This is a genomic window from Cupriavidus sp. FW305-27 (assembly GCF_058787995.1).
The window spans coordinates 31,397-58,200 of record NZ_JBYTAG010000037.1 but is presented as its reverse complement, the minus strand read 5'-3'; the positions used below and the strand labels follow the sequence as shown (position 1 = coordinate 58,200).

25 protein-coding genes are annotated in these 26,804 nt (G+C 69.1%); 16 read left to right on the top strand and 9 right to left on the bottom strand.

What is annotated here, in order from left to right; genetic code table 11:
- Both kefC and kefF read right to left on the bottom strand, forming a co-directional pair.
- Complete coding sequence (gene kefC, locus AC3WRI_RS18775) at nucleotides 1-1,815, bottom strand: glutathione-regulated potassium-efflux system protein KefC (protein WP_010813463.1); 1,815 nt, start codon at nucleotides 1,813-1,815, stop codon at nucleotides 1-3.
- On the bottom strand, nucleotides 1,812-2,366 hold the full coding sequence (gene kefF / locus AC3WRI_RS18770; protein ID WP_010813462.1) for a glutathione-regulated potassium-efflux system oxidoreductase KefF: 555 nt from the start codon (nucleotides 2,364-2,366) through the stop codon (nucleotides 1,812-1,814). Before kefF ends, kefC begins: the two co-directional genes overlap by 4 nt.
- A 333-nt stretch (nucleotides 2,367-2,699) precedes the next feature.
- Here kefF and AC3WRI_RS18765 point away from each other — a divergent pair, with 333 nt between their 5' ends.
- Nucleotides 2,700-3,398, top strand: coding sequence for a GNAT family N-acetyltransferase (locus AC3WRI_RS18765; protein ID WP_010813461.1), 699 nt, complete (start codon nucleotides 2,700-2,702; stop codon nucleotides 3,396-3,398).
- Between the two features lie 97 nt (nucleotides 3,399-3,495).
- Here AC3WRI_RS18765 and AC3WRI_RS18760 read toward each other — a convergent pair whose 3' ends face one another.
- The 5 genes from AC3WRI_RS18760 to AC3WRI_RS18740 all read right to left on the bottom strand — a co-directional run bounded on the left by AC3WRI_RS18760 (nucleotide 3,496) and on the right by AC3WRI_RS18740 (nucleotide 7,734).
- The gene (locus tag AC3WRI_RS18760; RefSeq protein ID WP_010813460.1) at nucleotides 3,496-3,990 is read right to left on the bottom strand and encodes an Lrp/AsnC family transcriptional regulator; all 495 of its coding nucleotides are present in this window, start codon (nucleotides 3,988-3,990) and stop codon (nucleotides 3,496-3,498) included.
- Between the two features lie 403 nt (nucleotides 3,991-4,393).
- A complete protein-coding gene (locus AC3WRI_RS18755) occupies nucleotides 4,394-4,999 on the bottom strand; it encodes an EF-hand domain-containing protein (protein WP_010813459.1) in 606 nt (201 codons plus the stop codon).
- A gap of 152 nt (nucleotides 5,000-5,151) precedes the next feature.
- A complete protein-coding gene (locus AC3WRI_RS18750; protein ID WP_010813458.1) occupies nucleotides 5,152-5,853 on the bottom strand; it encodes a type II secretion system protein N in 702 nt (233 codons plus the stop codon).
- A 114-nt stretch (nucleotides 5,854-5,967) separates the two neighbouring features.
- Nucleotides 5,968-7,188 (bottom strand): globin domain-containing protein, encoded by a 1,221-nt coding sequence (locus AC3WRI_RS18745; RefSeq protein WP_492293775.1) that lies wholly within the window; start codon nucleotides 7,186-7,188, stop codon nucleotides 5,968-5,970.
- A gap of 93 nt (nucleotides 7,189-7,281) precedes the next feature.
- The gene (locus AC3WRI_RS18740) at nucleotides 7,282-7,734 is read right to left on the bottom strand and encodes an RrF2 family transcriptional regulator (protein ID WP_011616177.1); all 453 of its coding nucleotides are present in this window, start codon (nucleotides 7,732-7,734) and stop codon (nucleotides 7,282-7,284) included.
- A gap of 218 nt (nucleotides 7,735-7,952) precedes the next feature.
- On the opposite strand from AC3WRI_RS18740, the gene gspG reads away from it, so the two are divergent.
- The 11 genes from gspG (at nucleotide 7,953) to gspF (ending at nucleotide 19,487) form a co-directional block, all read left to right on the top strand.
- Nucleotides 7,953-8,420 (top strand): type II secretion system major pseudopilin GspG, encoded by a 468-nt coding sequence (gene gspG, locus AC3WRI_RS18735; RefSeq protein ID WP_010813455.1) that lies wholly within the window; start codon nucleotides 7,953-7,955, stop codon nucleotides 8,418-8,420.
- Nucleotides 8,421-8,449: 29 nt separating this feature from the next.
- Nucleotides 8,450-8,950, top strand: a complete 501-nt coding sequence (locus tag AC3WRI_RS18730) for a GspH/FimT family pseudopilin (protein WP_010813454.1) — start codon at nucleotides 8,450-8,452, stop codon at nucleotides 8,948-8,950.
- Complete coding sequence (gene gspI, locus AC3WRI_RS18725; protein WP_011616178.1) at nucleotides 8,947-9,369, top strand: type II secretion system minor pseudopilin GspI; 423 nt, start codon at nucleotides 8,947-8,949, stop codon at nucleotides 9,367-9,369. Before AC3WRI_RS18730 ends, gspI begins: the two co-directional genes overlap by 4 nt.
- A complete protein-coding gene (locus AC3WRI_RS18720) occupies nucleotides 9,347-10,051 on the top strand; it encodes a PulJ/GspJ family protein (protein ID WP_011616179.1) in 705 nt (234 codons plus the stop codon). The genes gspI and AC3WRI_RS18720 overlap by 23 nt, the downstream gene beginning before the upstream one ends.
- Nucleotides 10,048-11,085: a type II secretion system minor pseudopilin GspK gene (gene gspK, locus AC3WRI_RS18715; protein WP_492293773.1), complete on the top strand. Its 1,038-nt coding sequence runs from the start codon at nucleotides 10,048-10,050 to the stop codon at nucleotides 11,083-11,085. Before AC3WRI_RS18720 ends, gspK begins: the two co-directional genes overlap by 4 nt.
- 270 nt (nucleotides 11,086-11,355) lie before the next feature.
- Nucleotides 11,356-12,783: a type II secretion system protein GspL gene (gene gspL / locus AC3WRI_RS18710; protein WP_011616181.1), complete on the top strand. Its 1,428-nt coding sequence runs from the start codon at nucleotides 11,356-11,358 to the stop codon at nucleotides 12,781-12,783.
- 18 nt (nucleotides 12,784-12,801) lie between these two features.
- Nucleotides 12,802-13,410, top strand: coding sequence for a type II secretion system protein M (locus AC3WRI_RS18705; protein WP_492293771.1), 609 nt, complete (start codon nucleotides 12,802-12,804; stop codon nucleotides 13,408-13,410).
- Nucleotides 13,410-14,219 (top strand): type II secretion system protein N, encoded by an 810-nt coding sequence (locus tag AC3WRI_RS18700; protein WP_010813448.1) that lies wholly within the window; start codon nucleotides 13,410-13,412, stop codon nucleotides 14,217-14,219. The genes AC3WRI_RS18705 and AC3WRI_RS18700 overlap by 1 nt, the downstream gene beginning before the upstream one ends.
- A gap of 34 nt (nucleotides 14,220-14,253) precedes the next feature.
- The gene (gspD, locus tag AC3WRI_RS18695) at nucleotides 14,254-16,692 is read left to right on the top strand and encodes a type II secretion system secretin GspD (protein WP_011616183.1); all 2,439 of its coding nucleotides are present in this window, start codon (nucleotides 14,254-14,256) and stop codon (nucleotides 16,690-16,692) included.
- An 8-nt stretch (nucleotides 16,693-16,700) separates the two neighbouring features.
- Nucleotides 16,701-18,254: a type II secretion system ATPase GspE gene (gene gspE, locus AC3WRI_RS18690; protein ID WP_011616184.1), complete on the top strand. Its 1,554-nt coding sequence runs from the start codon at nucleotides 16,701-16,703 to the stop codon at nucleotides 18,252-18,254.
- A 15-nt stretch (nucleotides 18,255-18,269) separates the two neighbouring features.
- Nucleotides 18,270-19,487: a type II secretion system inner membrane protein GspF gene (gspF, locus tag AC3WRI_RS18685; RefSeq protein ID WP_010813445.1), complete on the top strand. Its 1,218-nt coding sequence runs from the start codon at nucleotides 18,270-18,272 to the stop codon at nucleotides 19,485-19,487.
- 81 nt (nucleotides 19,488-19,568) lie between these two features.
- Here the strand turns inward: gspF and AC3WRI_RS18680 are convergent, their stop codons facing one another.
- On the bottom strand, nucleotides 19,569-20,822 hold the full coding sequence (locus AC3WRI_RS18680) for an NYN domain-containing protein (RefSeq protein WP_011616185.1): 1,254 nt from the start codon (nucleotides 20,820-20,822) through the stop codon (nucleotides 19,569-19,571).
- A gap of 347 nt (nucleotides 20,823-21,169) precedes the next feature.
- On the opposite strand from AC3WRI_RS18680, the gene AC3WRI_RS18675 reads away from it, so the two are divergent.
- The gene (locus tag AC3WRI_RS18675) at nucleotides 21,170-24,763 is read left to right on the top strand and encodes an indolepyruvate ferredoxin oxidoreductase family protein (protein ID WP_454749983.1); all 3,594 of its coding nucleotides are present in this window, start codon (nucleotides 21,170-21,172) and stop codon (nucleotides 24,761-24,763) included.
- 56 nt (nucleotides 24,764-24,819) lie between these two features.
- On the opposite strand, the gene AC3WRI_RS18670 is transcribed toward AC3WRI_RS18675, so the two are convergent.
- On the bottom strand, nucleotides 24,820-25,431 hold the full coding sequence (locus AC3WRI_RS18670) for an HD domain-containing protein (protein ID WP_010813442.1): 612 nt from the start codon (nucleotides 25,429-25,431) through the stop codon (nucleotides 24,820-24,822).
- 138 nt (nucleotides 25,432-25,569) lie between these two features.
- Between AC3WRI_RS18670 and AC3WRI_RS18665 the strand changes: the two genes are divergently transcribed.
- From AC3WRI_RS18665 to AC3WRI_RS18655, 3 genes are read left to right on the top strand one after another with little or no spacing between them, the layout of a single operon-like run.
- Entirely contained in the window at nucleotides 25,570-25,989 is a 420-nt protein-coding gene (locus tag AC3WRI_RS18665) for a GNAT family acetyltransferase (protein ID WP_010813441.1), read from the top strand.
- Between the two features lie 32 nt (nucleotides 25,990-26,021).
- Entirely contained in the window at nucleotides 26,022-26,372 is a 351-nt protein-coding gene (locus AC3WRI_RS18660; protein WP_010813440.1) for a GFA family protein, read from the top strand.
- A 7-nt stretch (nucleotides 26,373-26,379) separates the two neighbouring features.
- Nucleotides 26,380-26,799: a VOC family protein gene (locus tag AC3WRI_RS18655; RefSeq protein WP_010813439.1), complete on the top strand. Its 420-nt coding sequence runs from the start codon at nucleotides 26,380-26,382 to the stop codon at nucleotides 26,797-26,799.
- Nucleotides 26,800-26,804: the final 5 nt, after the last annotated feature.

The window sequence follows — 26,804 nt, the reverse complement described above, 5'->3', positions numbered from 1 at the left end:
TCACATCCACTCGGCCTCTTCGCGCTGACGCCGCTGCTCGCGGTCCTGGCGGAACATCTCTTCCAGTTCGTCGCGCGCCTGGCGCGCCAGCGAGACCAGCTTCTTCTGGTCGGTGTAGTGCGGATAGAAGCGGTCGATCGCCTGGATGTTGTGGCGCCGGAAACGCAGTGCCACGTTGCGGGCCTCGGCCGGATCGAAACCCAGCCCCTCCAGCACGCGGCGGCCCAGCATCAGCGAGCCCTCGAACATCTCGCGCTCGAACAGGTGCACGCCGCGGTCCTTGAGCTGGTAGACATGTGACACATGGCGCGCCCGGGCGTAGATCTGCAGTTCGGGAAAGCGCTGGCGCACGCGGTCGATCAGTTCCAGGCTTTCGTCCATGCCGTCGATCGCCACCACCAGGATGCGCGCGTCGGCAATGCCCGCGGCCTCCAGCAGGTCCAGCCGGGTGGCGTCGCCATAGAAGACCTTGAAGCCGTACTGGCGCAGGAACTCGATCTGGTCGGGGTCGTGGTCCAGCACCGTCACGCCCACGCCCTGGGTGTACAGCAGGCGGCCGACGATCTGGCCGAAGCGCCCGAAACCGGCGATCAGCACCGGATTGTGCTGCGGCGTGATGGCCTCGTCCGGGCGGGCCTTGCCGCTGCCCAGGCGCGGCGCCACCAGCCGGTCATAGGCCAGCAGCAGCAAGGGCGTGGCCACCATCGACAGCGCCACCACCAGCACCAGCAGGGCCTCGGTCTCGCGCGGCAGCAGGCCGGCGGTGCCGGCCACGCCGAACACCACGAAAGCGAACTCACCGCCCTGCGAGATCAGCAGCGCAAACAGCAGCCGCTGCCCGCGGGCGATGGCAAAATACCGCGCCAGCAGCGCCAGCACCGCGGTCTTGGCAACCACGAAGGCGGCCACCAGACCCAGCACCAGCCAGGGCGAGTGTGCCAGCACGGCAAAGTCGATCGACATGCCGACAGCCATGAAGAACAGGCCCAGCAGCAGGCCCTTGAATGGCTCCAGGTCGGCCTCGAGCGCATGGCGGTATTCCGAATCGGCCAGCAGCACGCCAGCCACGAAGGTGCCCAGCGCCATCGACAAGCCCACCGCGTCCATCATCAACGCAATGCCCACCACCAGCAGCAGCGCAAACGCCGTGAACATCTCGCGCATGTCGGTGCGGGCGATAAAGCGCAGCGCCGGGCGCACCAGGTAGCGGCCGCCGACCACCACCGCACCGATCACCGCCACCGCCTTGCCCGCCGCCAGCCAGCCGGCCGCGCCCGGACCCGCGCCTGCGGCGCCCTGCGTGGCCAGCAGCGGCAACAGCGCGATCATCGGGATCGCGGCGATGTCCTGGAACAGCAGGATGCCGAAGCTGGCGGCCCCCGCCGGCGTGCCGAACAGGTTGCGCTCGGTCAGTGTCGCCAGCGCGATCGCGGTGGACGACAACGCCAGTCCCAGGCCCGCCACCAGCGCCACCTGCCACGGCGCGCCCGCCAGCGCCGCGACCGCGCCGATCACCAGCGCGCACGCAGCCAGCTGCGCGCCGCCGTAGCCAAAGATGCTCCGCCGCAGCGCCCACAGCTTGCGCGGCTCCAGCTCCAGGCCGATGACGAACATCATCAACACCACGCCGAACTCGGAGAAATGCAGGATCGATTCGACATTGGTCACCAGGCGCAACGCAAACGGCCCGATCGCCGCCCCCGCCAGCAGGTAGCCCAGCACCGCGCCCAGGCCACTGCGCCGCGCCAGCGGCACCGCCACCACCGCCGCCACCAGGAACACCAGCAGCGCAATCAGGAAGTCGTGCTGGTTCATGCCTGTCCCCCCGCCGGCGCGGCGCCGGTGCCCAGCCGCCCGCAGACGTGGGCGATATGCTCGGCCAGCGCCTGGGCATCGGCATTGTTGGCGTCGTGCAGCACCACCGGCGGGAGCCAGCTCATGCCGCACAGCAAGGCGGTCTGTTCCAGCGGCAGCAGGAAGTCCCCGATCGGGTGGCCATGGGTGCCGTCCGGCCCGTAGGAATCGGCGGTGCCGCCGGTGCTCACCACCGCCAGCAAGGACTTGCCACGCAGCGCAGTGCCGCCGGGGCCATAGGCCCAGCCTGGCTCCAGCACCTCGTCGAGCCACAGCTTGAGCAGCGCCGGCACGCTGTACCAGCGCACCGGGAACTGCAGCACGATGGTGTCGGAGACCGACAGCACGCGCTGCTCGGCGACGACATCGATGTCATAGTCGACATAGCTGCGGTAGAGATCGCGTACCTGTACCTGCGGCAGCGCGGCCAAGGCATCGGCCAGCGGACGGTTGACGCGCGAACGGCTGGGCGTGGGGTGCGCGTAGATCACAACGATTGGGGGCTCGGTCATCAAAGGCGATCGGCTGGGCAAGGGGAAGTCAGACGGACATGCGGGAGAACGCGGGATTGTGGCGTTGCACCAAATCCACATCCGGCACCACGCAACAATTCATCACATTTTCTCAAGCTTTTGATTTTATTCGATTTTTATTGATGCTGTGGTGAGACGGCGGCCTGCTGCGACGCGGGAAGCTTACGCCGAACTGACAATTCCACTACAATACTTTTGGCTGCGCATCAAGATGGTGTTTCCCCGAATTCTGCACCGAAGCAGGGAAAAGTGCCTGGAAAAACACCAACGCAGTGCTATGTTTATCTGTGATTGCACCTGGAAGGAAATAACGTGAATCCGCTCGAACTGAGCAAGGCCGTCGGCGCACTGACCGACGAAGATCTGCGCAAGGCAGCCGAAGCCGCCCAGGCCACCCACCGCGCCACCGTACTGGTGCGCGAGCTGGCGGCCCACCACCGCTCGCGCCTGCTGAAGCATTTCCTCGCCCTGGGCGAGGAGGATCGCCTGCTCCGTTTTGGCCAGTCCGTGGGCGACCACGTGATCGAAGCCTATGTCGACAGCATCGACTTCGACCATGACAGCGTGTTCGGCGTCTACGACGACAAGCTCGAACTGATCGGCGTGGGCCACTTCGCCAACCTGCGCGACAACGCCCAGGGCCGCGTGGCGGAGTTCGGCGTGTCGGTGTCGGGCAGCGCCCGCGGGCGCGGCATCGGCAGCGCGCTGTTCGAGCGTGCCGCGATCCACGGCCGCAATACCAATGTGCGCACGCTGTACATGCACTGCCTGTCGCGCAACGCGGCGATGATGCACATTGCCAAGAAGGCCGGCATGAAGGTCCAGTACGCCTACGGCGAGGCCGATGCCTACCTGGAACTGCCGCCGGCCGACACCGCCAGCCGCCTGACCGAAGCGCTGGACGAGCAGCTCGCCGACCTGGACTACGCGGTGCGCCGCAACCTGCGCGACGCGCGCCGCTTCGGGCTGCGCTTCTGGCGCACCATGGTGCCGCAGAAGCACACTGCCTGAGTCCGCTGAACTCCCCGGGCCCGCTCAATGCGGGTTCCACGCCAACGGCGCATCGCAACGATGCGCCGTTCTTGTTTGCGGCCTCAGGTTCGCCGTATCAAGCCGCGCCGCCCACCGGCAGCGCCGTGGTGTCCTTGATGCTTTCCAGCGCAAAGCTGGAGCGCACGTCGATCACCGACGGGTGCGCCAGCAACTGCTCCTGCATGAAGCGCGCGAAGTGTTCCATGTCTTCCACGTAGACCTTGAGCAGCAGGTCCATCTCGCCGGTCATGGCGTGGCACGCGGCCACCTCCGGCCAGACCGCGATCGAGGCGCGGAACAGGTCCAGCGGAGCCTTGCCCTTGGGCGCGCCGCCATGCTTTTCCAGCCGGACATTGATATAGGCCAGCAGGCCAAGTCCGATCTTGTTGGGCTCCAGCAGCGCTGCGTACTGCCGGATCACGCCGATCTCCTCCAGCCGCCGGATGCGGCGCAGGCAGGGGCTGGGCGACAGGTTGACGCGCTCGGCCACCTCCAGGTTGGTCAACCGGCCGTTGGTCTGCAGCACTTCCAGGATCTTCCGGTCGATCTTGTCCAACTCCACCTTGCTCACGATATTGTTGCTCCGCAATATGTTTATTGGCAATTTTTTTGCGCAAATTTAGCAAGCCGTGCACAAGTACGCAATTTTTTGTGAAATTACGTCCGATTCAGGGCCGATTCTGATGAGCCGGTAGCCTTATCGGTCACTCGCGCGGCAGCCGGTCGGGCTGGGCAGACCTGTGGGGTGGCGCCACCGCAAATCGCGGCCGCGCGCTCCGCCGGCCGGAAGCAGGCAAGGATGGTGCCAAGCCCGGCAAACAGGGAAGCGGCATTCTACGGGCGTTTGCGGGCGAGGTCAGATTCTTCCCAGTGCACGCACAAGGCGAACAGGCAAAGAAAAAGCGCGCGAACCCTAAGGCTCGCGCGCTTGGTGAGGCCTGGCAAGGTCCGCTGGCGCGGCCCTGCCTGGCCGGTCAGCCGCCGCTGGTGGACGGGGCGCCCGGTGCCGCGGGCGCCGGCTGGCTGCCCGGTGCCGCCTGGCCACGCGGGCCGCGGTCGCCGCGGTGCGAATGGTCGCGGTGCATCTTTTCCATGCCGGCGCGGATTTCGTCGCGGGTCAGCTTGCCGTCGCGGTTGGCGTCGAGCTGGTCGAAGCGCTTGGCCAGGCGCGGCAGGCCGGCGTTGGCCTCAGCCTTGGTCAGCGCGCCGTCGCCGTTCTTGTCGGCAGCCTTGAACTTCTCGTCGAACGCTGCCTGCATGCGCGCATGGCGCTCGGCCATGGTGGCCTTGCGGTGCGCGTCCATCTCGGCCTTGTCGATCTTGCCGTCGCGGTTGGTGTCGAGCTTGTTGAACCAGGCGTCGGCTTCCGCCTTGGAGATCGCGCCATCGCCGTCGGTATCGATTGCCTTCATCCACATGCCGCCACCGTGGTGGTGGTGGTGACCCATGCCGGGCTTGCCGGCTGGCGCAGCGGATGGTGCCGGGGCGCTGGCCTGGGCAAATGCGCCACCGGCGACCAGGAGGGCGGCCGATGCGGCCAGGAACTGCTTCAGGATCTGCGGCTTGTGATTGCGTTGCATGTCTTGCTCCTTTTCATCACGTTTGGCATGTACGGATTAGAACGCAGACGATGCGGGGAAGTTGGCGCTTTTAATACGATGTTACCGGGCTCACAGAAAGGCCCGCGCGCCGTAAGGGAACGCAAGCAAGCGCGAATATTTCGCGCCCGGAATCAGTCCTTCGGCGCCAGCTGGCCTTCGCCGGCCGCCTGCGGCGCCATCGCCGGCTGGTACTGGCGCGGATCGACCGGTTGCGGCTGCGGTTGGGCGGGCTGGGCCTGCTGCGCTGGCGCCTGGCCTTGCGGCTGCTGGGCCGGTGCGGCGGGCTGGCTCACCACCGGTGCCGGGGGCGGCATCGGCGTTGCCATCGGTGCCGCGGCGCCGGCGGGCGGCGTGGGCAAGGCACCGGCCGCTGCCGGTGCGCCGCGCGTGGCACCGGCCTGCAGCGGCAGCACGATTTCCTGGCGCACGCCGCTGCGCTCGATCACCACCGCACGCTGGCGGATCTCCGCCAGCCGGATCTGCGGCGACAGCTCGGCGCCGGCGCGCACCGCCTTGGGCGGGCCGCCATCGATCGACACGATTGCCGCGCCCGCGCCGCCATCCACCTCGGCCACCACGCCGATCAGCTGCACGTCGCGCGGGCCGCCCTGCGCCGAGCCGCCGAACAGCGTCGCGACCGCGCCGGTCTCGACCGCCTCGGTCTGGGCCACGCGCGCGCTCTGCGGCACCGGGATGGTACGCATCGCGCTGAAGGTCAGCACCCAGTAGGTGGCGAGCGCACACAGCGCGATAAACAGCACCAGGCTGGCCAGGCGCGGCAGCCAGGGCGCGGAGGCATCGAAGCGGAGCGAAGGCCGGAGGGACAGTTGCATGGGATCGGGACCCTGGATACCCACAAGGCGGGCAATGACGCGTGAGCGCAGACGCGCCAAGCGTACCAGAGCCCCATGACACTGTCTGCCGTGCCGGTGCCGCGCCGCCGACCCTTAGAGCAGGTCGTCGAGCAGGTCCGGCCCGAACACCTCGCGCTCGATATGCGCCACCGGCACGCCTGCGCTGACCAGCGCATGGCGCTGCGCCTGCATGAAGCCGAGCGGTCCGCACAGGTAGAAGCTGCCGTCGACAAAGCGCTGCAGGTCAGGCTGGCGCAGCAGTTCGGCCACCGGCATGGTGCCGGCGTGGTCGTAGTCGCGACCGGCGACGTCGCCCGCTTGCGGGGTTTCATAGCTGATGTGCGTGGCCAGCTGCGGCAGGCGCTCGCGCGCCCATTGCAGGTCGGCGCGATGGGCGTGGTGGCGGCCGTCGCGCGCGGCATGGGCAAACAGCACCTGGCGCTGCGAGCCTTGCGCGGCCAGCGTGCGCAACACTGACAGCATCGGCGTGATGCCGATGCCGGCCGACAGCAGCACCAGCGGACGGCGGCCGTCCAGCGCCGGCGTGAACTCGCCGAACGGCGCGCTCACCTTGAGTTCAGTGCCCTCCTGGGCATTGGCGTGCAGCCAGTTGGACACCGCGCCGGCCGGGGTGGTGCGGTCGCCGGCCTCGCGCTTGACCGAGATGCGCCAGGTCGGCAGCCCGCTTTCGGCAGACAGCGAATACTGGCGCAGCTGGCGCTGGCCGTCGTCCAGGTGCGCCTCGACGCTGATGTACTGGCCTGGGCGGAACGCGCGCAGCGGCTGGCCGTCAGCGGCAGCCAGCGTCAGCGCCACCATCTGGTCGCCCTGCGCCTCGCGCCGCACCACGCGCACCGGCGTCAGCTCGCCGGCGGCCACGCCGGTGCGCTGGTACAGGCGCGCCTCGGCGGCGATCAGCTCGCCGGCCAGCAACCAGTAGGCCTCGTCCCAGGCGGCCAGCAGCGGCGGCGTGGCGGCCTCGCCCAGCACCGCGGAGATGGCGCCCAGCAGGTGGCGGCCGACGATCGGGTAGTGCGAAGGCGTCAGGCCCACGGCCGCATGCTTGTGGACGATGCGCTCGAGCACCGGCCCCAGCGCCGCCGCGTTATCGATATTGGCCGCATAGGCGAACACGGCCGAAGCCAGCGACTGCTGCTGGCTGCCGTTGGCCTGGTTGCCCATGTTGAACATCTGCGTCAGCTCGGGCCGGTCCGCGAACATCTCGCGGTAGAAATGCGTGGTGATGGCCAGGCCGTGCTCGCGCAGCACGGGGACGCTTGCATCGATATAGGGGCGGGAAGCGGCGGACAGCATCAGGAAACACTCCGTTTTAAATCATGCAAATTAAATGCATGTTTTTGCTCAAAATAAAACCGGCTCTCGCCGGCCCGCACGGACAGGATCCGCTCAGGCCGAACGCCGGTTCAGGAAATCGCGATGCAGGCGGATGATCGACTCGGCCGTCTGGCTGCCGGTGACATCGGCCAGCGTGACGTCGTCCAGGGCAAGGTAGAAGGCCTGCTCGGCGACGTCCAGCGCGCGCTTCAGGCGGCAGTTGCCGTTCAGCGCACAGGGCGGGTTGTCGCAGTCGATCACCGCCTTGTGCCCTTCCAGCTCGCGCAGGATGGTGCCGATGGTCAGCCGCTCGGCGCCGGGGCCCAGTTGCAGGCCGCCGTGGCGGCCGCGCGTGGCACTGATCCAGCCCAGCTTCGACAGCCGCGCCGCCACCTTGACGAGGTGGTTGTGCGAGATGCCGAACTGCTGCCCCACCTCGGCAATGGTGATCGGCCGGCTGCCGTCGCCACGGGCGACGTACATCAGCAGGCGCAACGCATAGTCGGAAAAGCGGGTCAGTTGCATCGTGACGCCATCTTAAAAAAGATGCATCCAGGATGCAAGTTATTTGACTGCCGGATGCCAGTTCTTAGTAACTGTGATCCGGATCAGACTTTGCCGAGGTGCCGAAGGGGCCGCCCATAAAACAGTCATGTGGCGCCGGTTATACTGACTGGCGAACCCGGCCCGACGCCCCCTCACCGGTGCGGGCCCAGCCATTCAAGCCAAGAGGTCCACCGACGATGCGCAGATTCACTCCCCAGATTGCCAGCCCCGCCCGTTCCGTGCGCGCCCGCCGTGCGCGCGGCTTCACCCTGATCGAGATCATGGTCGTGATCGTGATCCTTGGCGTGCTGGCGGCGCTGGTGGTGCCCAAGATCATGAGCCGTCCGGACGAGGCCCGCATCGTGGCCGCGCGCCAGGACATCTCGTCGGTCATGCAGGCGCTCAAGCTGTATCGCCTGGACAACAGCCGCTACCCCACCACCGAGCAGGGCCTGGCCGCGCTGGTGGCCAAGCCCACCACCGAGCCCGTGCCCAACAACTGGAAGGGCGGCGGCTACCTGGAAAAGCTGCCCAAGGATCCCTGGGGCCATCCGTACCAGTACCTGAACCCGGGCGTGCGCGGCGAGATCGACGTGTTCAGCTTCGGCGCCGACGGCCAGGCCGGCGGCAACGGCAACGACGCCGACATCGGCAACTGGGAATAAGCCCAGCCCCGCCGCCGCCCCCTGCAACCATGACCACGGCGCCGCGCCGCCGCGCGCCCGGCCCCCGGCGCCGCGGCTTTACGCTGCTCGAGCTGCTGGTGGTCATGGTGATCGCCGGCATCGTGATCTCGCTGGTGGCGGTCAACGCCTCGCCCAATGAACGGAGCCGCGTGCTCGACGACGGCCAGCGCATCGCGCGGCTGTTCGAGCTGGCGCAGGAGGAGGCGCAGCTTGGCGCCCGCCCGCTCGCCTGGGAGGGCGATGCCAGCGGCTGGCGCTTCCTGGAATCGACCCCCAACGGCTGGATCCCCATGCGTACCGACGTGTTTGCCCCGGGCCACTGGCGCCTGGCGCTGGACCAGGTCATCGTCGCCGAAGGGGGCCGCAGCACCGGCACCAGCAGCCCGCCCCGGCTGATCTTCGGGCGCGAGCTGATCGATGCCCCGCAGCGGCTGATCCTGGTGCGCGGCGATATCCGCGTGGACATTGCCGGCGACGGCAGCGGCCGCTATTTCGCCAGCACGCCATGAAACCCTGCCCTCGCGCTTTGCCCCGGCCGGCCCGGCGCGGGCGCCACGCCGGCTTCACGCTGATCGAAGTGCTGGTGGCGCTGACCATCCTGGCGGTCGCGCTGACCGCGGCGATGCGCGCGATGGGCTCGATGGTCGATGCCAGCGCGTCGCTGCAGGCGCGCATGCTGGCCGAGTGGAGCGCCGAGAACCACCTGGCCGCGCTGCGCCTGGCCAAGACCTGGCCCGAGCCCGGCGTCAGCGGCTATGCCTGCCCGCAGGGCGGCACGCCGCTGTATTGCGAGCAAGCCGTCTCGGGCACGCCCAATCCCGTTTTCCGCCGCGTCGAGATCGCGGTCTACCCGTCCGCCACGGACAAGTCCGTACGCCTGGCATGGCTGGTCACCATAGTCCCCAATGAAACCCGCAACGTGCTCTGAGCGCCGCCGCCAGCGCCAGCCCGGCGGCTTCACGCTGCTGGAGATGCTGGTCGCCATCACGCTGCTGGCGGTGATGGCGGTGATCGGCTGGCGCGCGCTGGACAGCCTGACGCGCAGCCGCGAGCGCCTCACCGACCACGATGCGCGCCTGGACGCACTGAAGGTGCTCTACGGCCAGCTCCAGGCCGATTGCGAGCACCTGGCCAACCCCACGCTGCTGCAGGCCAGCCCGGTCGAGATCGGCCAGAACCGGCTGCTGCTGGTGCGCGACCGCCGCGACGAAGGCCAGCCGCCGACCTGGCAGGCGCTGTCGTACCAGCTCGACGGCAATACCCTGGTGCGCGTGGCCGCGCCGCCGGTGAACAGCCGCGCCGGCCTGCAGTCGGCCCTGCTGGCGCTGCGCCAGGGCGGCAGCAACACCGCGCAGGTGCGGCGCGTGCTGGCCGACGTGGACGGCATCAGCACGCGCGCATGGGTGGAGCCCGCCGGCTGGCAGGCCGACAGCGGGCGCATCCGCAACGTGCTGTTCACAGGCAACGCCGCCAGCGCCGTGGCCGCCTCCGCGCCCGGCGCCGCGCTGCCCAACACCGCGGTGCGCGCGGTGGAACTGACCATCTTCGCCCGCATGGGCGACGGCGATGCGCCGCGGCAGTTCCAGAAGATCTGCATGACCGGGCTATGAGGCAAGCCAGCCGCCCGCCTCGCCTGGCGCAGTTGCGCCGCCGCCCGCGCGGCGCGGCCGTGGTCACCGCGCTGCTGATCGTGACGCTGGCCGTGGTGGTGGTGTCCGGCATGCTGTGGCGCCAGCAGGTGCAGATCCGCGCCATCGAGAACCAGCGGCTGCTGGCCCAGGCCACCTGGATCGAGCGCGCCGCCGTGGACTGGGCGCGGCTGATCCTGCGCGACGACCAGCGCCGCACCAACGTCGACGAACTGGGCGAGCCGTGGGCGGTGCCGATCGCCGAGACACGGCTGTCGGACTTCCTCGGCGCGGCACTGCGCACCGACGTCGCGGGCGAGACCTCGTTCCTGTCGGGCCGCATCCTGGATGCGCAGGCGCGCCTGAACCTGGCCAACCTGGTGATATGGACCGCCACTGGCGGCGCAGACGGCCAGCCAGGCCGCGCGGCCTCGGTCGACCCGGCGGCGCTGGCCGCATACCGCCGCCTGCTGCAGACGGTCGGCCTGAACCCGGAGCTGGCCGAGACCACGGCGCGCTACATGCTGCAGGCCGCGCAGGGCGGCAATGCCAGCGGGCAGCCGCCGCGCCCGCTGGACAGCGTGCAGGGGCTGATGGCGCTGCCCGGCTACACGCCGGAGATGGTGGCGGTGCTGGAGCCCTTTGTCACCGTGCTGCCCGAGCGCACGCCGGTCAACGCCAACACCGCCGAGGCCGAGGTGCTGGCCGCGGTCATCAACAAGCTGCCGCTGGAGCGCGCGCGCGAACTGGTGCGCCAGCGCGACCGCGCCCACTTCAACAACCTGGGCAACCTGCAGACCCAGCTGGCCGCGGTGGCACCGCAGGCGGATGCCGCCAACCTCGGCAACCTGCTCGACGTGCGCACGCACTACTTCCTGGTCTATGGACTGGTGCGGCACGAGCGCGCCACCCGGCTGCAGGTGTCGCTGGTCTTCCGCGGCGAGCCGCTGGGTACGGCCAACACCACCCGCGTGGTCTGGATCCAGGATGCGGACCGGCTGCCGGACCTGCGCTAGGCGGCGCCCACCAGGCCAGGCGACAGGCCGAATTTGCACGCGCGGGCAACCGGGGAGAATGGTATTGACGCGGTTTAGTCACACAGGCAAGGTATGCTGCGGCGCTGGCGCGAGCGTGGCACCAGCCTACCCGCCGCCGTCCGGCCTTCCTGGCCGCCCGCCGGCGTCCCCGCACCCCGGCATGTTTCCGACTCCGGGGCGATCCAGGGCGCATCCCAACCGGCCATGCGCCTGCCCGAGCCGTTCCATTGACGCCAAAGCAAGGAAACCTTGAGCACCACCCTGTACGTCCGCCTGCCACACCGGCCGCATGACCAGCCGCAACCGTGGCAGTTCGGCACCCTGCCGTTCGCGCTGGTGCGCACTGCCACGGCCGATACGGCGCGGCGTGGCCAGGCCCGTGCGACGCCGGAAGTGTTGCGCGAAGGCCACGCCCGCATCGCTGACCTGCCCGCGGCCGAGCGCCTGGTGCTGATCCTCGCCGCCAGCGACGTACTGCTGACCACCGCCAGCGTGCCGCCGCTGCCGCCCGCCCGTTTGAAACAGGCGCTGCCCAACCTGGTCGAGGACGCGCTCGCGACCGAGGCGCAGCCGTGCCATATCGGCGTGGGCCCTGCCCTCGACGGCAGCGCCGCGCGCGGACCGCGCCAGCGGCTGCTGATGGTGGCCGACCGCGCCTGGCTGCGCGCCGTGCTCGACGCCTTTGCCGAGCACCGCCACCGGCGCCGCCATGTGCTGGCCGCGCAGCTGTGCGTGCCGCTGGCTTCCGCCGCTGAAGCCGGCACCGAGCCGTCACTGGCGAGCGCCGACGCGCCGCCGCCGGCGGCCGCGCTGGTGGTCGAAGCCGCCGCCAGCGCCCTCGCCCGGAGCGGCGAGTTGGGCGATGAGTTAGGCGGCGAGCTGCCCGGCACCGGCTCCGACGCCGCGCGCCAGTGGCAACTGACCGTACGCACCGGCGCACACGCCGGCTACGGGTTGCTGCTGGGCGACGATGCCCTGGCCGCGTGGCAGGCGCTTGCACCCGCCGGCACCTGGTATGCCGATGCCGACGCTGCCGCCGCGGCGCCGGTGCCCGACCTGCGCCAGGCCGCCCGCGCCAGCTGGCAGCTGTGGATCGAAGGCGCGCAGGAATGCCTGCGCGAGCCGGCGCTGGACCTGGCGCAGTTTGAATTCGCGCAGGGCCGGGCCGACCGCTGGAACCTGGTGGCATGGCGCGTGCCGCTGGCATTGCTGGCGGGCATCGTGCTGGTGCAGGTCATTGGCATGAACACGCACTGGCTGCTGTTGCGGCGCGAGCAGCAGCGGCTGGAAGCCGCGCAGCTGCAGGCGCTGCGCGGCGCCTTCCCGCAGATCCAGACCGTGCTCGACGCGCCGCTGCAGATGCGGCGGCAGGTCGAGCAGCTGCGCACCGCCAGCGGCCGCAGCACGCCGGAAGACTTCCTGCCGCTGGCCGACCGCTTTGCCCAGGCCGCGCGCAGGCTGCCGCCCGACGCGCTGCAGGCGCTGGAGTACCGCGGCCGCATGCTGGTGGTGACGCTCAAGCCGGGCACGGACACGGCCGGACTGCGCAGCGCCGCGCGCCAGGCCGGGCTGCAGATGGAAGAAGACAAGGCCGGAGGTGCCGCTGGCAGTACCAGCAGCAGCGCAGGCACCCCGGTGACGCCCGGCTCGCGCTGGACCGTCAGGCCCGGCCTGTAAGCGGGCCCACCAGCAAGCATGAATCCGATGAAAGACACAGCCCGAAGCCAGACGCCACGCGCCAGCCGGCCAGGCGCGACCTCTGCGCTGCGCACGCGCCTGGCGCGGCTGCGCCCGTCCGTGCCGCAGGCGTGGCAGGAGCGCTTCAACGCCTTCTGGTCGGCGCGCAACCCGCGCGAACAGGCCATCCTGGCCGGCGGCGGCGCCCTGCTGGCGCTGGTGATCGGCTACCTGGTGCTGTGGGAACCGGCCGCCGACGGCCGCGAGCGCCTGGCGCGCAACCTGCCCAAGCTGCGCGCCGACCTGGCCGAAATGGAATCCCTGGCGCAGGAAGCCCGCGGCCTGAAGGCCACGCCGGCGCCGGCGCTGCGCGGCGACACGCTCACGCAGGCGCTGCAGGACAGCCTGGGCCAGCACGGCCTGAAGGCGACCCGGCTGGCCGCCGGCGCCGACAACAGCGTGCAGGTGCAGCTGGACAAGGTGCCGTTCGGCGCGGTCAGCGGCTGGCTGCAGGACGTGCGCCAGCAGCAGCGCATGAAGGTGATCGACGCCCGTATCGTCTATGTTGGCGCCACGGCGCTGGTGAACGTCAGCGCGACCCTGCAGGGTCCGGGCGGCCGCAGCTGATGGTACGGCTGGAAACGCTGCGCCTGCCGCGCCGCAAGCTGCGCCAGCCGGCCGCAGGGCGGCGCCTGCGCTGGCTGGGGCTTGGCCTGGCGAGCGCCGCGGTGACCGTGGTGGCGATGCTGCCGGCGGCATGGATCGCCGCGCGCGTGGCCACGCAGACGCAGGGACGGGTACTGCTGGCCGATGCCAGCGGCTCGCTCTGGCATGGCAGCGCCACGCTGGCGCTGTCGGCCGGCGCCGGCAGCCAGACCGCGACCGTGCTGCCGGGCCGACTGCAATGGACGCTGGCGTTCTGGCCGCTGCTGGGCGGCAGCGCGCGCCTGGTGGTGAGCCACTCCGAGGCCATGGCCGCGCCGGTCGCCATCACCGTGACACCCGGCGGCTGGAGCGCACAGGCAGGCGCCATGCGGCTGCCCGCGGCGCTGCTCGAAGGCATCGGCGCGCCGTTCAATACGCTGCGCCCGGACGGCCTGATGCGCGTGGACTGGTCCACGCTGCAGGGCCGCTTTTCGGGTCAGGGCATGAGCGGCCATATGACGCTGCGCATCGAACAGGTGTCGTCGGCCGTGAGCCGGCTGCGCCCGCTGGGCAGCTACCGCGCCGAGCTCGACTGGACCGGCGAGGGCGGCGGCAAGCTGCAGCTGAGCACCATCGCCGGGCCGCTGCACCTGGAGGGCAGCGGCACGCTGGGGCGGCAGGCGCGCTTCGAGGGCACCGCGCACGCCGAGCCCGAAGCGGCAACCCAACTGACCAGCCTGCTGAGCCTGCTGGGACGACGAGACAACCATGTGACAAGGCTGCGCTTCTGATGCCAGGCCAATCCAGGAGCGCCCGGAAATGACTATGAAAACCCACGCCATCCGACCTGTTTTCCATACCGCCTGCGCCCGCGCCGTGGCCCTGCTGTGCGGGCTCTCGCTGCTGGCGCCCGCGCCGCTGTGGGCCCAGTCCGGCGCGCGCACCGGCACCCCGCCCGCGCCACCCGACATCACGCCGTCCAACCGCGACCAGGTAGTGCTGAACTTCGTCAACGCCGACCTGGATTCGGTGATCAAGGCGGTCGGCCAGGCCACCGGCAAGAACTTCGTGATCGACCCGCGCGTGAAGGGCACGGTCAACCTGGTCACCGAGCAGCCGGTCTCGCGCGCGCAGGCGCTGCAGACGCTGGGTTCGGTGCTGCGCATGCAGGGCTATGCCATGGTCGAGAGCAACGGCTTCACCAAGGTCGTGCCCGAGGCCGACGCCAAGCTGCAGGGCTCGCCCACCGTGATCGGCGCCAGCCCCAGCCGCGGCGACCAGGTGGTGACGCAGGTATTCCGGCTGAACTATGAATCGGCCAACAACCTGGTGCCGGTGCTGCGGCCGATGATCGCGCCCAACAACACCATCACCGCCTACCCGGCCAACAACACGCTGGTCATCACCGACTACGCCGACAACCTGCGCCGGCTGGCGCGCATCATCGCCGCGGTCGATGCGCCGGCCTCGGGCGAGGTCGAGCTGGTGCCGCTCAAGCACGCGCTGGCCAGCGATACCGCGGCGGTGCTGCAGAAGCTGCTCGACCCCGCCGCCGCGGGCGCCGCCGGCGGCGGCGCACCGGGAGCCGATGCCAGCCTGCGCACCTCGGTGGTGGCGGAGCCGCGCAGCAATTCGCTGATGATCCGCGCCACCAGCCGCGCGCGCCTGCAGCAGGCGCGCCACCTGATCGAGAAGCTCGACCAGCCCTATGCACGCCCGGGCAATATCTGGGTAGTGCCGCTGAAGAACGCCGATGCGGTCAAGCTGGCGGCCACGCTGCGCGCCATCGTCGCCGCCGACAGCAGCTTCGCCAGCGCCACCCAGCCCGGCGGGCAGGCCGGCGGCATCGGCGGCGCGGCGGGCATGACCAATGTCTCGACGCCTGCCGGCGGGCAGTTCACCGGCGGCGCCACCGGCACCCAGGCCGGCATGCGCGGCGGCACCGGCGCGTCCGGAGGCACGGGCGGCGCCTATGGCAACTCGGCCTTCGCCGCGTCGTTCGGCACCAGCACCCAGCCGACCACCGGCGGCATCATCCAGGCCGACCCGTCCACCAACTCGCTCATCATCACCGCCAGCGAACCGGTCTACCGCAACCTGCGCGGCGTCATCGACGACCTCGACGCGCGCCGCGCGCAGGTCTACATCGAATCGATGATCGTCGAGGTGACCTCCACGCAGGCCAGCGAGCTTGGCATCCAGTGGCAGGGCCTGATCAGCTCGCCGGGCGGCAACAACAACGTCTTTGCCGGCACCAACTTCGGCACCGGCGGACAGAACATCCTGAACCTGACCCTGGCCGGGGCGCTGGCCGACAGCAACCGCACCGCCGGCATCGCCGCGGCGCAGGGGCTGGTGCAAGACATCGGCGGCCTCAACCTGGGCATCGTCAACAAGGCCATGGGGCTGGGCGCGCTGTTGCGCGCGCTGGGTTCCAACGGCAGCGTCAACCTGCTGTCCACGCCGAACCTGATCACGCTGGAGAACGAGGAAGCCAAGATCCTGATCGGCCAGAACATCCCGATCACCACCGGCTCCTATGCCCAGACCGGCGGCGCGGCCTCGGTCACGCCGTTCCAGACCTTCGACCGCAAGGACGTGGGCATCACGCTGCGGGTGAAGCCGCAGATCACCGACGGCGGGCTGGTGAAGATGCAGATCTTCCAGGAGTCGTCGAACGTGGTGCAGGCAACCGCCAACCTGATCCAGGGCCCGACCACCAATGTGCGCTCGATCGAGACCAATGTGCTGGTCGACGACGGCCAGATCATCGTGCTGGGCGGCCTGATCGAGGACTCGTACGGCGACGGCGTGCAGAAGGTGCCGCTGCTGGGCGACATCCCATGGATCGGCGGCCTGTTCCGCTACGAGAACAAGAACCGCGCCAAGACCAACCTGCTGGTGTTCCTGCGCCCCTATGTGATGCGCACGGCCGGCGCCGCCGACCGCCTGACGCAGGACCGCTACGACTATATGCGCGCGCAGCAGCAGGGCTTTGTTTCGCCTAACATCATGGTGCGTGATACCAACACGCCGTTGCTGCCGCCGGCCGACGCCCCGTCCACGCCGTTCGTCGATCCGCGTGCAAACGGTCCGCTTGCCGCCCCGCTGCCGCTGCAGCAGACCCTTCCGCAGAATGCCCCGCAGCCCGGCGTGCCGGGCCAGCCACAGCCCATGCAGCCGGCACCGCAGCAGCTGCCGCAACCACCGGCGAACGCATCCCAGCCGCTGAACCCGCGCGGCGAGTCTGCGCTCCAGAACTAAGCCCCGACATGGCCAGCGAAGTCCAAACTGCCCTGCCCGCCGGCACCAGCGCGCCGGCCGAGACCCTGGAGCCGCCCTCGCCGATGGCGGCGCGGCTGGTCTCGTACGGCTTTGCGCGCGAGGCGCCGCTGCTGGTCGCGCACCAGCGCCCTGACGGACTGGAAGTCTGGGTGACCCGCGCCACCTCTCCGACCGCGCTGGCCGAGGTCGCGCGCGTGCATGGCGCGCTGCGCCTGCGCGTGCTGGAGCCCGACGCGCTGGAGCGCGCCATGGCCGATGCCTACAACCGCCAGGACGCCGGCAGCGCCGCGCAGGTGGTGGGCGAGGTCGAAGGCGAAGTCGACCTGTCGCGCCTGATGCAGGACATCCCGGCGGTGGAGGACCTGCTTGAATCCGAGGACGACGCGCCGATCATCCGCATGATCAATGCGCTGCTGACACAGGCCGCGCGCGAAGGCGCCTCGGATATCCATATCGAGCCGTTCGAGTCGTCGTCGGTGGTGCGCTTCCGCGTCGACGGCACGCTGCGCGACGTGGTGCGGCCGAAAAAGGCGCTGCACGGCGCGCTGATCTCGCGCATCAAGATCATGGCGCAGCTCGACATCGCCGAGAAACGCCTGCCGCAGGACGGCCGCATCACGCTGCGCGTGGGCGGGCGCCCGGTCGACGTGCGGGTCTCGACCCTGCCCACCGGCCATGGCGAGCGCGCGGTGCTGCGCCTGCTGGACAAGGAAGCAGGCCGGCTCGACCTGGCCAAGCTGGGCATGGCGCCCGGCACGCTGCGCGGCTTCGACCACCTGATCCGCCAGCCGCACGGCATCGTGCTGGTGACCGGGCCGACCGGCTCGGGCAAGACCACCACGCTGTATGCGGCGCTGTCGCGGCTGGATGCGCGCACCACCAACATCATGACGGTCGAAGACCCGATCGAGTACGACCTGGACGGCATCGGCCAGACCCAGGTCAACGCGCGCATCGACATGACCTTCGGCAAGGCTCTGCGCGCGATCCTGCGCCAGGACCCGGACGTGGTCATGATCGGCGAAATCCGCGACCTGGAAACCGCGCAGATCGCGGTGCAGGCCTCGCTGACCGGCCACCTGGTGCTGGCCACGCTGCACACCAACGACTCGGCCTCGGCGGTGACGCGGCTGGTCGACATGGGGATCGAGCCGTTCCTGCTGTCGTCGTCGCTGCTGGGCGTGCTGGCGCAGCGGCTGGTACGCCGCCTGTGCCAGCACTGCAAGCGCGAGGAAGTGATCGAGGTCACTGCCGCCGAGGCCGAGGTGCTGCACGCGCAGGGCAAGCCGCTGCAGACCGTGTGGCACCCGGTGGGCTGCGACAAGTGCGGCCAGTCCGGGTACCAGGGGCGCATGGGCGTCTATGAGCTGCTGACCGTCGGTGACGAGATCCGCACCATGATCCACCGGCAGGCGCCGGAGTCCGAGATCAAGCAGGTGGCGCTGGCGCACGGCATGCACACCATGCGCGGCGACGCGCAGCGCTGGATCGACAGCGGCGCGACCTCGCTTGAGGAAGTGCTGCGCGTGACGCGCGACTAAAGCGGAGCCGCCCGGATGCCAGCCTTCCGCTATGAAGCCGCCGACGCCGCCGGCAAGACCGACCGCGGCGTGATCGAGGCCGACAGCCCGCGCCAGGCGCGTTCGCAGCTGCGCGCGCGCGGGCTGACACCGCTGACCGTCGACCCGCTCGCCGGTGCCGGCCTGGCGCCGCGCAGCGGCAGCCAGCTGTTTGCGCGCAAGCTGTCGACGCAGGAACAGGCGCTGTTCACGCGCCAGCTGGCCAGCCTGATCGTGGCCGGGCTGCCGCTGGACGAGGCGCTGGGGGCACTGGCCGACCAGGCCGAGCGCGCCTATGTGCACGAGCTGCTGGCCGGCATCCGCGCCGAGGTGATGGGCGGCAGCTCGCTGTCGGTGGCGCTGGCCCAGCATCCGCGCGACTTCCCCGACATCTACCGTGCGCTGGTCTCGGCCGGCGAGCACTCCGGCCACCTGGGACTGGTGCTGGAGCGGCTGGCGGGCTATATCGAGTCGCGCAACACCCTGACCTCCAAGATCCGGCTGGCCTTCACCTACCCCGCCATCGTCACGGTGGTGGCATTCGCCATCGTGATCTTCCTGCTGTCGTACGTGGTGCCGCAGGTGGTGAGCGTGTTCGCCAATACCAAGCAGAAGCTGCCGATGCTGACCATCATCATGCTGGCGCTGTCGGACTTCGTCCGGAACTGGTGGTGGGCAGCGCTGGCGGTGCTGGCGGCGGCAGCGTTCACAATCCGCAGCGTGCTGAAGCAGCCCGCGGTGCGGCTGGAATGGCACCGCTGGCTGCTGACCGCGCCGCTGCTGGGCAAGCTGATCCGCGGCTACAACACCGCGCGGTTCGCCGGCACGCTGGCGATCCTGGTGTCGGCCGGCGTGCCGATCCTGCGCAGCCTGCAGGCGGCGGGCGAGACGCTGACCAACGAGGCGCTGCGCGCCAACGTGGAAGACGCCAACACGCGCGTGCGCGAAGGCGCCTCGCTGGCGCGCGCGCTGGCGGCGCAGAACCAGTTCCCGCCAGTGCTGGTGCACCTGATCCGCTCCGGCGAGGCCACCGGCAATCTGCCGGTGATGCTGGACCGCGCCGCGCAGGGCGAGGCGCAGGAACTGGAACGCCGCACGCTGTTCCTGACCAGCCTGCTGGAGCCGCTGCTGATCCTGACCATGGGCGTGGTGGTGCTGCTTATCGTGCTGGCGGTGCTGATGCCGATCATCGAGATCAACCAGCTGGTGCGGTAAGGACCTCTGCCAAAGAATACGCCGGCGCGAAGCCGGCGTTTTCTTTGGCGGGCAGGGCCGGCATGGCGCCGGCCGGCCACATCACTCCGCTTTCTTGGCCGGGCGCTTGCGCGTCTTCCTGGCCGGTGCCCGGGCGGGCGCCGCCTCGGCAGCGGCTGCCTCCGGCTGGGGCTGGGCCTCTGGCTGCGCTTCAACCTGCGCCGACAGCACTGTCGTGCCCGGCGCGGCAAAGATCGACTGGTCGATCGGCCACGGGGTTTCGCTCAGCGTCACGTCGGGGCGGCGCGTGGCGCGCTTGCGTGCGGGGCGGGCCTTGGACTCAGCCTGCGGCGCTGCCTCCGCCGCCGGCTCGGCCACTTCGGCGGCGACGACGGAAAGCTCGATCTCGGGTTCGCGCACTGGCACAGGCTCAGGCGCCGCCTCTGGCTGGGCCACGGCGGGCGCAGGCGGATCCGCGGGCACGGGCGCCGGTGCCGGCTGGCGGCGTGCTTCAGGCTGCGCCGGACGCTGCTGCTGTTGCGGTTGCGACTGCTGCTGGCCGCGGCCATCGCCCTCGCCACCGCCCTTGGCGCGCTTCTTCAGGCGCACCCAGATGGTCTTGTTGTTGCCGCCGTTGCGGGTCTCGACTTCGAACAGGCCGGTGGCCTGCACCAGCTCCGAAAGCTTGCCGTACCCGTAGTTGCGCGAATCGAATTCCGGCGCCTGCTTGGCGATGTGGTTGCCCATGCTGCCCAGCGTCAGCCAGCCATCCTCGTCCGACACCGCCTGCGCCGCACTCTGCAGCAGGCGCACCAGGCGCGAATCCTGGCGCAGCTCGCCGGTGCTGCGCTTGCGCGTGGGCGCGGCAGCCCCGTCGACGCCTTCGGTCCCTTCCGTATCCGCATCGGCGCGCAGGACGTCGGAGTAGATGAACTTGTCGCAGGCGGTGACAAAGGGCTTGGGGGTCTTGCGCTCGCCAAAGCCGTATACGGTCAGCCCCTGCTCGCGGATGCGCGAGGCCAGCCGGGTGAAGTCGCTGTCGCTGGAAACGATGCAGAAGCCGTCGAAGCGCCCGGTGTACAGCAGGTCCATGGCGTCGATGATCATGGCGCTGTCGGTAGCGTTCTTGCCCACGGTGTAGCGGAACTGCTGGATCGGCTGGATCGAGTGCGACAACAGCCGCTCCTTCCATCCGGCCAGGTTGGGCCGGGTCCAGTCGCCGTAGATGCGCTTGACGGCGGCCACGCCATACTTGGCGACCTCGGCCAGCAGGCCTTCGACGATGGCGGGCGCCGCGTTGTCGGCATCGATCAGCACGGCCAGGGTCGCGGTGCCCTGGCGGGGGGAATTGGTCATGTTCAGGTAGTCACTGGTTTGCCCGTCCCATGCGTGCATCAGGACGGCAATCGGAAATCAGGTTGCACCAGGCTGGCTGTGCAGAGGTGGCGCATCGCAGGCAGCCCGGCAGCGGCACGGGCCATCTCGATGCAACGCAGTGTACACGCGAACCCCTGTCCATACGGGAAATCACGGGCACGGCGGGCACGCTTTGTGCTGCATTGCAAGGTACCGCCGATTTTGTGGCGGTGCTACCATGCCGCGCAGAGACACGACCGTCCAACACCTTCACAAGAGGTCATGAGGCGGTCGCCCACAACTGTAGGTGTCGGTGATCCCGACAGCACGCCCATAGAGGAGCACCTATGAATGCCCCCCTGACCTCCCCGGTCAGCGACGCCATCCGCCGCGCGCTCGAAAACGTTTCCCTCGAAGACAAATACACGCTGGAGCGTGGCCGCATCTATATCAGCGGCACGCAGGCCCTGGTACGCCTGCCGATGCTGCAGCAGGAGCGCGACCGCGCCGCCGGGCTGAACACCGCCGGCTTTATCTCCGGCTACCGGGGCTCGCCGCTGGGCGCGCTCGACCTGTCGCTGTGGAAGGCCAAGAAGCACCTTGCCGCGCACAACATCGTGTTCCAGGCTGGCCTCAACGAGGACCTGGCCGCGACTTCGGTATGGGGGTCGCAGCAGGTGAACATGTATCCGGACGCCAAGTTCGATGGCGTGTTCGGCATGTGGTACGGCAAGGGGCCGGGCGTGGACCGCACCGGTGACGTGTTCAAGCACGCGAACTCGGCGGGATCGTCGAAGCACGGCGGCGTGCTGGTGCTGGCCGGTGACGACCACTCGGCCAAGTCCTCGACGCTGGCGCACCAGTCCGAGCACATCTTCAAGGCCTGTGGCCTGCCGGTGCTGTACCCGTCGAACGTGCAGGAATACCTGGACTACGGCCTGCACGGCTGGGCCATGAGCCGCTACTCCGGCCTGTGGGTGGCGATGAAGTGCGTGACCGACGTGGTGGAATCGTCGGCCTCGGTGGAGCTGGATCCGCACCGCGTGCAGATCGTGCTGCCGGACGACTTCATCATGCCGCCGGGCGGCCTGAACATCCGCTGGCCGGACCCGCCGCTGGAACAGGAAGCGCGCCTGCTCGACTACAAGTGGTACGCGGGCCTGGCCTATGTGCGGGCCAACAAGATCGACCGCATCGAAATCGATTCGCCGCACGCGCGCTTCGGCATCATGACCGGCGGCAAGGCTTACCTGGACACGCGCCAGGCGCTGGCCGACCTGGGCCTGGACGATGCCACCTGCTCGCAGATCGGCATCCGCCTGTACAAGGTCGGCTGCGTGTGGCCGCTGGAGGCGCATGGGGCGCGCGCCTTTGCCGAAGGCCTGCAGGAAATCCTGGTGGTCGAAGAGAAGCGCCAGATCATGGAGTACGCGCTAAAGGAAGAGCTGTACAACTGGCGCGACGACGTGCGCCCCAAGGTCTACGGCAAGTTCGACGAAAAGGACAACGCGGGCGGCGAATGGTCGATCCCGCAAAGCAACTGGCTGCTGCCGGCGCACTATGAGCTGTCGCCGGCGATCATCGCCAAGGCCATCGCCACCCGGCTGGACAAGTTCGAGCTGCCGATCGACGTGCGCGCGCGCATCACCGCGCGCCTGGCCATCATCGAGGCCAAGGAAAAGGCGCTGGCCACGCCGCGCGTGACGGCGGAGCGCAAGCCGTGGTTCTGCTCGGGCTGCCCGCACAACACCTCGACCAATGTGCCCGAAGGCTCGCGCGCGCTGGCTGGCATCGGCTGCCACTACATGACGGTGTGGATGGACCGCAATACCAGCACCTTCAGCCAGATGGGCGGCGAAGGCGTGGCGTGGATCGGCCAGGCGCCGTTCGCTGGCGACAAGCATGTGTTCGCCAACCTGGGCGACGGCACCTACTTCCACTCCGGTCTATTGGCGATCCGCGCGTCGATCGCGGCCAACGTCAACATCACCTACAAGATCCTGTACAACGATGCGGTGGCGATGACCGGCGGCCAGCCGGTGGACGGCCAGTTGTCGGTGCGGGACATCGCCTGGCAGGTGCATAGCGAAGGCGCGAAGAAGATCGTCATCGTCAGCGACCAGCCGGAGAAGTACAACGGCGCGATCAAGCTGCCCGAAGGCATCGCCATCCATCACCGCGATCAGCTCGACAGCGTGCAGCGTGAGCTGCGTGAGGTGCCGGGCTGCTCCATCCTGATCTACGACCAGACCTGCGCCACCGAGAAGCGCCGCCGCCGCAAGCGCGGCACGATGGAGGATCCGCAACGCCGCGCCTTTATCAACGACGCGGTGTGCGAAGGCTGCGGCGACTGCTCGGTCAAGTCCAACTGCCTGTCGGTGGAACCGCTGGAAACGGATTTCGGCACCAAGCGCCAGATCAACCAGTCGTCGTGCAACAAGGACTTCTCGTGCGTGAACGGCTTCTGTCCGAGCTTCGTCACGGCCGAAGGCGCGCAGGTGCGCAAGCCCGAGCAGCACGGCGTGTCGATGAACACCCTGCCCGCGCTGCCAGAGCCGGAGCTGCCGCCGATCCGCCGCGCCTACGGCATCCTGGTGACCGGCGTGGGCGGCACCGGCGTGGTGACCATCGGCGGCCTGCTCGGCATGGCCGCGCACCTGGAGAACAAGGGCGTCACCGTGCTCGACATGGCGGGCCTGGCGCAGAAAGGCGGCGCGGTGCTGTCGCACGTGCAGCTGGCCGCGCGCCCGGACGACCTGCACGCCACCCGTATCGCCATGGGCGAGGCGGACCTGGTGATCGGCTGCGATGCGATCGTGTCGGCCACCGACGAAGTCATCTCCAAGACCCAGGCCGGCCGCACCCGCGCCGTGGTCAACACCGCGCAGACGCCGACCGCCGACTTCATCAAGAACCCGAAGTGGCAGTTCCCCGGCCTGTCGGCCGAGCAGGATGTGCGCACCGCGGTGGGCGAGAAGTGCGAGTTCATCAACGCCTCGGGTCTCGCCGTGGCGCTGCTGGGCGACGCGATCTACACCAACCCGCTGGTGCTCGGCTATGCCTGGCAGAAGGGCTGGATCCCGCTGACGCTGCAGGCGCTGGAGCGCGCCATCGAACTCAACGGCGTCGCTGTCGAGAAGAACAAGGCCGCGTTCGACTGGGGCCGGCATATGGCGCACGACCCCGAGCACGTGCTGTCGCTGACCGGCAAGCTGAAGAACACCGCCGAAGGCGCGGAAGTGGTCAAGCTGCCGACCTCGAGCGGCGCGATGCTGGAGAAGCTGGTCGCCCGGCGCATGGAACACCTGACCGCCTACCAGGATGCCGCCTACGCGCGCACCTACCGCGAAGCCATCGACCGCGTGCGCGTGGCCGAAAGCACGCTGGCTGGCAGCGGCAAGGCCCTGCCGCTGACCGAGGCTGCGGCGCGCAACCTGGCCAAGCTGATGGCGTACAAGGACGAGTACGAAGTGGCGCGGCTCTACACCGACCCTGTCTTCCTGGACAAGCTGCGCGCCCAGTTTGAAGGCGAGCCGGGCCGCGACTACCAGCTCAACTTCTGGCTGGCGCCGCCGATTAACGCCAAGCGCGATGACAAGGGCCACCTGATCAAGCGCAAGTTCGGTCCGTCGACGATGAAGCTGTTCCGCGTGCTGGCCAAGCTGAAGGGCCTGCGCGGCGGTGCCTTCGACATCTTCGGCAAGACCGCGGAGCGCCGCACCGAGCGCGCGCTGATCGGCGAGTACCGGGCCTTGCTGGATGAACTTGTGGCGGGCCTCAATGCCGCCAACTACGACACCGCGGTCACGCTGGCGAACCTGCCGGACGATATCCGCGGCTTCGGGCATGTGAAGGAAAACAACCTGAAGGCGGTACGCGGGCGCTGGGCGAAGCTGCTGGAGCAGTTCCGGCATCCGGAGACGGCGCAGCGCGCGGCCTGACTGGCCATGGCATGACACAACGGCCTCGCTTCGCATGAAGCGAGGCCGTTGTGCTTTCAGGGCTGTGCCAGCGTCGCTTCTCCCGGCTTCACATACATCGAGTTGCGCGGCTGCGCCAGCACGCGCCGCACCATCGGCTCGAAGAACGACAGCGGCAGCGTGTCGTAGTCCGTCATGAAGGCGGCACCGTCGTACTTGCGGCAGAACTCCGCGGTGCGCTCGAACAGTTCGGGCTGGCTGCGGTACTGCTCGCGCAGGTTGCGATCCAGGCCGAGGTGATGGAAGAAGTAGTAGCCCTGGAACACGCCGTGCTTTTCCACCATCCACAGGTTCTCGGGGCTGACGAATGGCTTGAGGATGGCGGCGGCAATGTCTGGATGATTGAAGCTGCCGAGCGTATCGCCGATATCGTGCAGCAGCGCGCAAACCACGTATTCCTCGTCCTGGCCGTCGCGGTGCGCCAGTGTCGCGGTCTGTAGAGAATGCGTGAGCCGGTCCACGGGGAAGCCGCCGCAATCGCCATCCAGCAGGCGCAGGTGCGCCAGCACGCGATCCGGCAGCGCCCGCGCGAACGGCATGAACTCGGCGGAGATGGCGGCCCAGTCCTCGCGGGTGCCGTGTTCCATATGGCTGAAGGTGGCGCGTGCAGGCGCGTGGGTGTCGCTCATGCGGGTCTCCTTTGGTGGCAGCGTGCGCGATGGCCGCGCATCGTCTCGTCATGTCTTGCAGGCATTGTGGCACCCGCAGCGGCGCTACACTGTCAAAAAGCTAACAATGTGCCGGCATATTGCGGCGCACCAACAAGCATGCTGATCCGTCCTTTCCGCCCGGAAGACCAATCCTGCGTCATTGCCTTGTGGCAGGCCTGCGGCCTGACCCGTCCGTGGAACGACCCGCAGCGCGATATCGCGCGCAAGCTGACCGAGCAGCCTGAACTGTTTCTGGTCGGCGACATCGACGGCCGACCCGTCGCCACTGCCATGGTGGGGTTCGACGGGCATCGCGGCTGGGTCTACTATCTGGCGGTACAGCCCGACCTGCAGGCCAAAGGGTACGGGCGCATGCTGATGGCGCATGCCGAGCAGTTGCTGATCGAGCGGGGCTGCCCCAAGATCAACTTGCTGGTACGCGCAGGCAACCGCGCCGTGATCGATTTCTACGACAAGCTGGGCTATGCGCCCGATGAAGTGGTCAGCCTGGGCAAACGACTGATTCCAGATATTTAGTGGGCACGCCGGACCGACCTCAAGGAGACGACATGACTTTCCACGGAAGCTGCCACTGCGGCGCCATTGCCTTCGAAGTGGAGGCCGACGGCATCCCCAGCGTGATCCGCTGCAACTGCTCGATCTGCCGCCGGCGTGGCCACCTGCTGTGGTTCGTGCCGCGCGCGACGTTCAAGCTGGAAACGCCGGAGAGCAATGCCTCCACCTACCGCTTCAACACCATGAAGATCGCGCACCGCTTCTGCCCGGTGTGCGGCTGCGGTCCGTATGCGGACGGGCAGGACAAGGACGGCAAGCCGATGGCCGCAGTCAATGTGCGCTGCCTGGACAATGTCGACCTGGACAGCCTGAAGGTCATCGACTACGACGGACTGCACCACTGAGGCCGCCATGTTCCGCATCCTGGGCATCGACCACCTGGTGTTGCGCAGCGCCGACGTGGACGCGCTGCGGCGCTTCTATGTCGAGGTGCTCGGCTGCAGCGTTGAGCGCGAGCAAACCGAGCTGGGCCTGACGCAGCTGCGCGCGGGCAGCGGGCTGATCGACCTGGTCGCGCTCGACGGCCCGCTCGGCCGCGCCGGCGGCGCCGGACCGGGAGCGCAGGGCCGCAACCTGGACCATTTCTGCCTGCGCATCGACCCGTTCGATGCCGACGCGGTGCGGGCGCACCTGGCGCGGCATGGCGTGGACGCCGGCGAGGTGGCGCAGCGCTTCGGCGCCGAAGGCAAGGGACCGTCGCTCTATGTGAGCGATCCGGACGGCAACGTGGTCGAGCTCAAGGGACCGCCCGCGCCGGTGACCGCACAGTAACGCGC

Excerpts from the sequence above, each read along its gene's own strand:
- kefC (WP_010813463.1), bottom strand. The coding sequence starts at position 1,815 with ATGAACCAGCACGACTTCCTGATTGCGCTGCTGGTGTTCCTGGTGGCG.
- AC3WRI_RS18655 (WP_010813439.1), top strand. The coding sequence starts at position 26,380 with ATGTTCCGCATCCTGGGCATCGACCACCTGGTGTTGCGCAGCGCCGAC.
- AC3WRI_RS18700 (WP_010813448.1), top strand. The coding sequence starts at position 13,410 with ATGGTACGGCTGGAAACGCTGCGCCTGCCGCGCCGCAAGCTGCGCCAG.
- AC3WRI_RS18720 (WP_011616179.1), top strand. The coding sequence starts at position 9,347 with ATGAAACCCGCAACGTGCTCTGAGCGCCGCCGCCAGCGCCAGCCCGGC.
- AC3WRI_RS18705 (WP_492293771.1), top strand. The coding sequence starts at position 12,802 with ATGAATCCGATGAAAGACACAGCCCGAAGCCAGACGCCACGCGCCAGC.
- AC3WRI_RS18755 (WP_010813459.1), bottom strand. The coding sequence starts at position 4,999 with ATGCAACGCAATCACAAGCCGCAGATCCTGAAGCAGTTCCTGGCCGCA.
- gspD (WP_011616183.1), top strand. The coding sequence starts at position 14,254 with ATGAAAACCCACGCCATCCGACCTGTTTTCCATACCGCCTGCGCCCGC.
- AC3WRI_RS18665 (WP_010813441.1), top strand. The coding sequence starts at position 25,570 with ATGCTGATCCGTCCTTTCCGCCCGGAAGACCAATCCTGCGTCATTGCC.
- kefF (WP_010813462.1), bottom strand. The coding sequence starts at position 2,366 with ATGACCGAGCCCCCAATCGTTGTGATCTACGCGCACCCCACGCCCAGC.
- AC3WRI_RS18675 (WP_454749983.1), top strand. The coding sequence starts at position 21,170 with ATGAATGCCCCCCTGACCTCCCCGGTCAGCGACGCCATCCGCCGCGCG.
- AC3WRI_RS18730 (WP_010813454.1), top strand. The coding sequence starts at position 8,450 with ATGACCACGGCGCCGCGCCGCCGCGCGCCCGGCCCCCGGCGCCGCGGC.
- gspF (WP_010813445.1), top strand. The coding sequence starts at position 18,270 with ATGCCAGCCTTCCGCTATGAAGCCGCCGACGCCGCCGGCAAGACCGAC.
- AC3WRI_RS18740 (WP_011616177.1), bottom strand. The coding sequence starts at position 7,734 with ATGCAACTGACCCGCTTTTCCGACTATGCGTTGCGCCTGCTGATGTAC.
- AC3WRI_RS18680 (WP_011616185.1), bottom strand. The coding sequence starts at position 20,822 with ATGACCAATTCCCCCCGCCAGGGCACCGCGACCCTGGCCGTGCTGATC.
- gspK (WP_492293773.1), top strand. The coding sequence starts at position 10,048 with ATGAGGCAAGCCAGCCGCCCGCCTCGCCTGGCGCAGTTGCGCCGCCGC.
- AC3WRI_RS18745 (WP_492293775.1), bottom strand. The coding sequence starts at position 7,188 with ATGCTGTCCGCCGCTTCCCGCCCCTATATCGATGCAAGCGTCCCCGTG.
- AC3WRI_RS18660 (WP_010813440.1), top strand. The coding sequence starts at position 26,022 with ATGACTTTCCACGGAAGCTGCCACTGCGGCGCCATTGCCTTCGAAGTG.
- gspI (WP_011616178.1), top strand. The coding sequence starts at position 8,947 with ATGAAACCCTGCCCTCGCGCTTTGCCCCGGCCGGCCCGGCGCGGGCGC.
- gspG (WP_010813455.1), top strand. The coding sequence starts at position 7,953 with ATGCGCAGATTCACTCCCCAGATTGCCAGCCCCGCCCGTTCCGTGCGC.
- AC3WRI_RS18750 (WP_010813458.1), bottom strand. The coding sequence starts at position 5,853 with ATGCAACTGTCCCTCCGGCCTTCGCTCCGCTTCGATGCCTCCGCGCCC.
- AC3WRI_RS18670 (WP_010813442.1), bottom strand. The coding sequence starts at position 25,431 with ATGAGCGACACCCACGCGCCTGCACGCGCCACCTTCAGCCATATGGAA.
- gspE (WP_011616184.1), top strand. The coding sequence starts at position 16,701 with ATGGCCAGCGAAGTCCAAACTGCCCTGCCCGCCGGCACCAGCGCGCCG.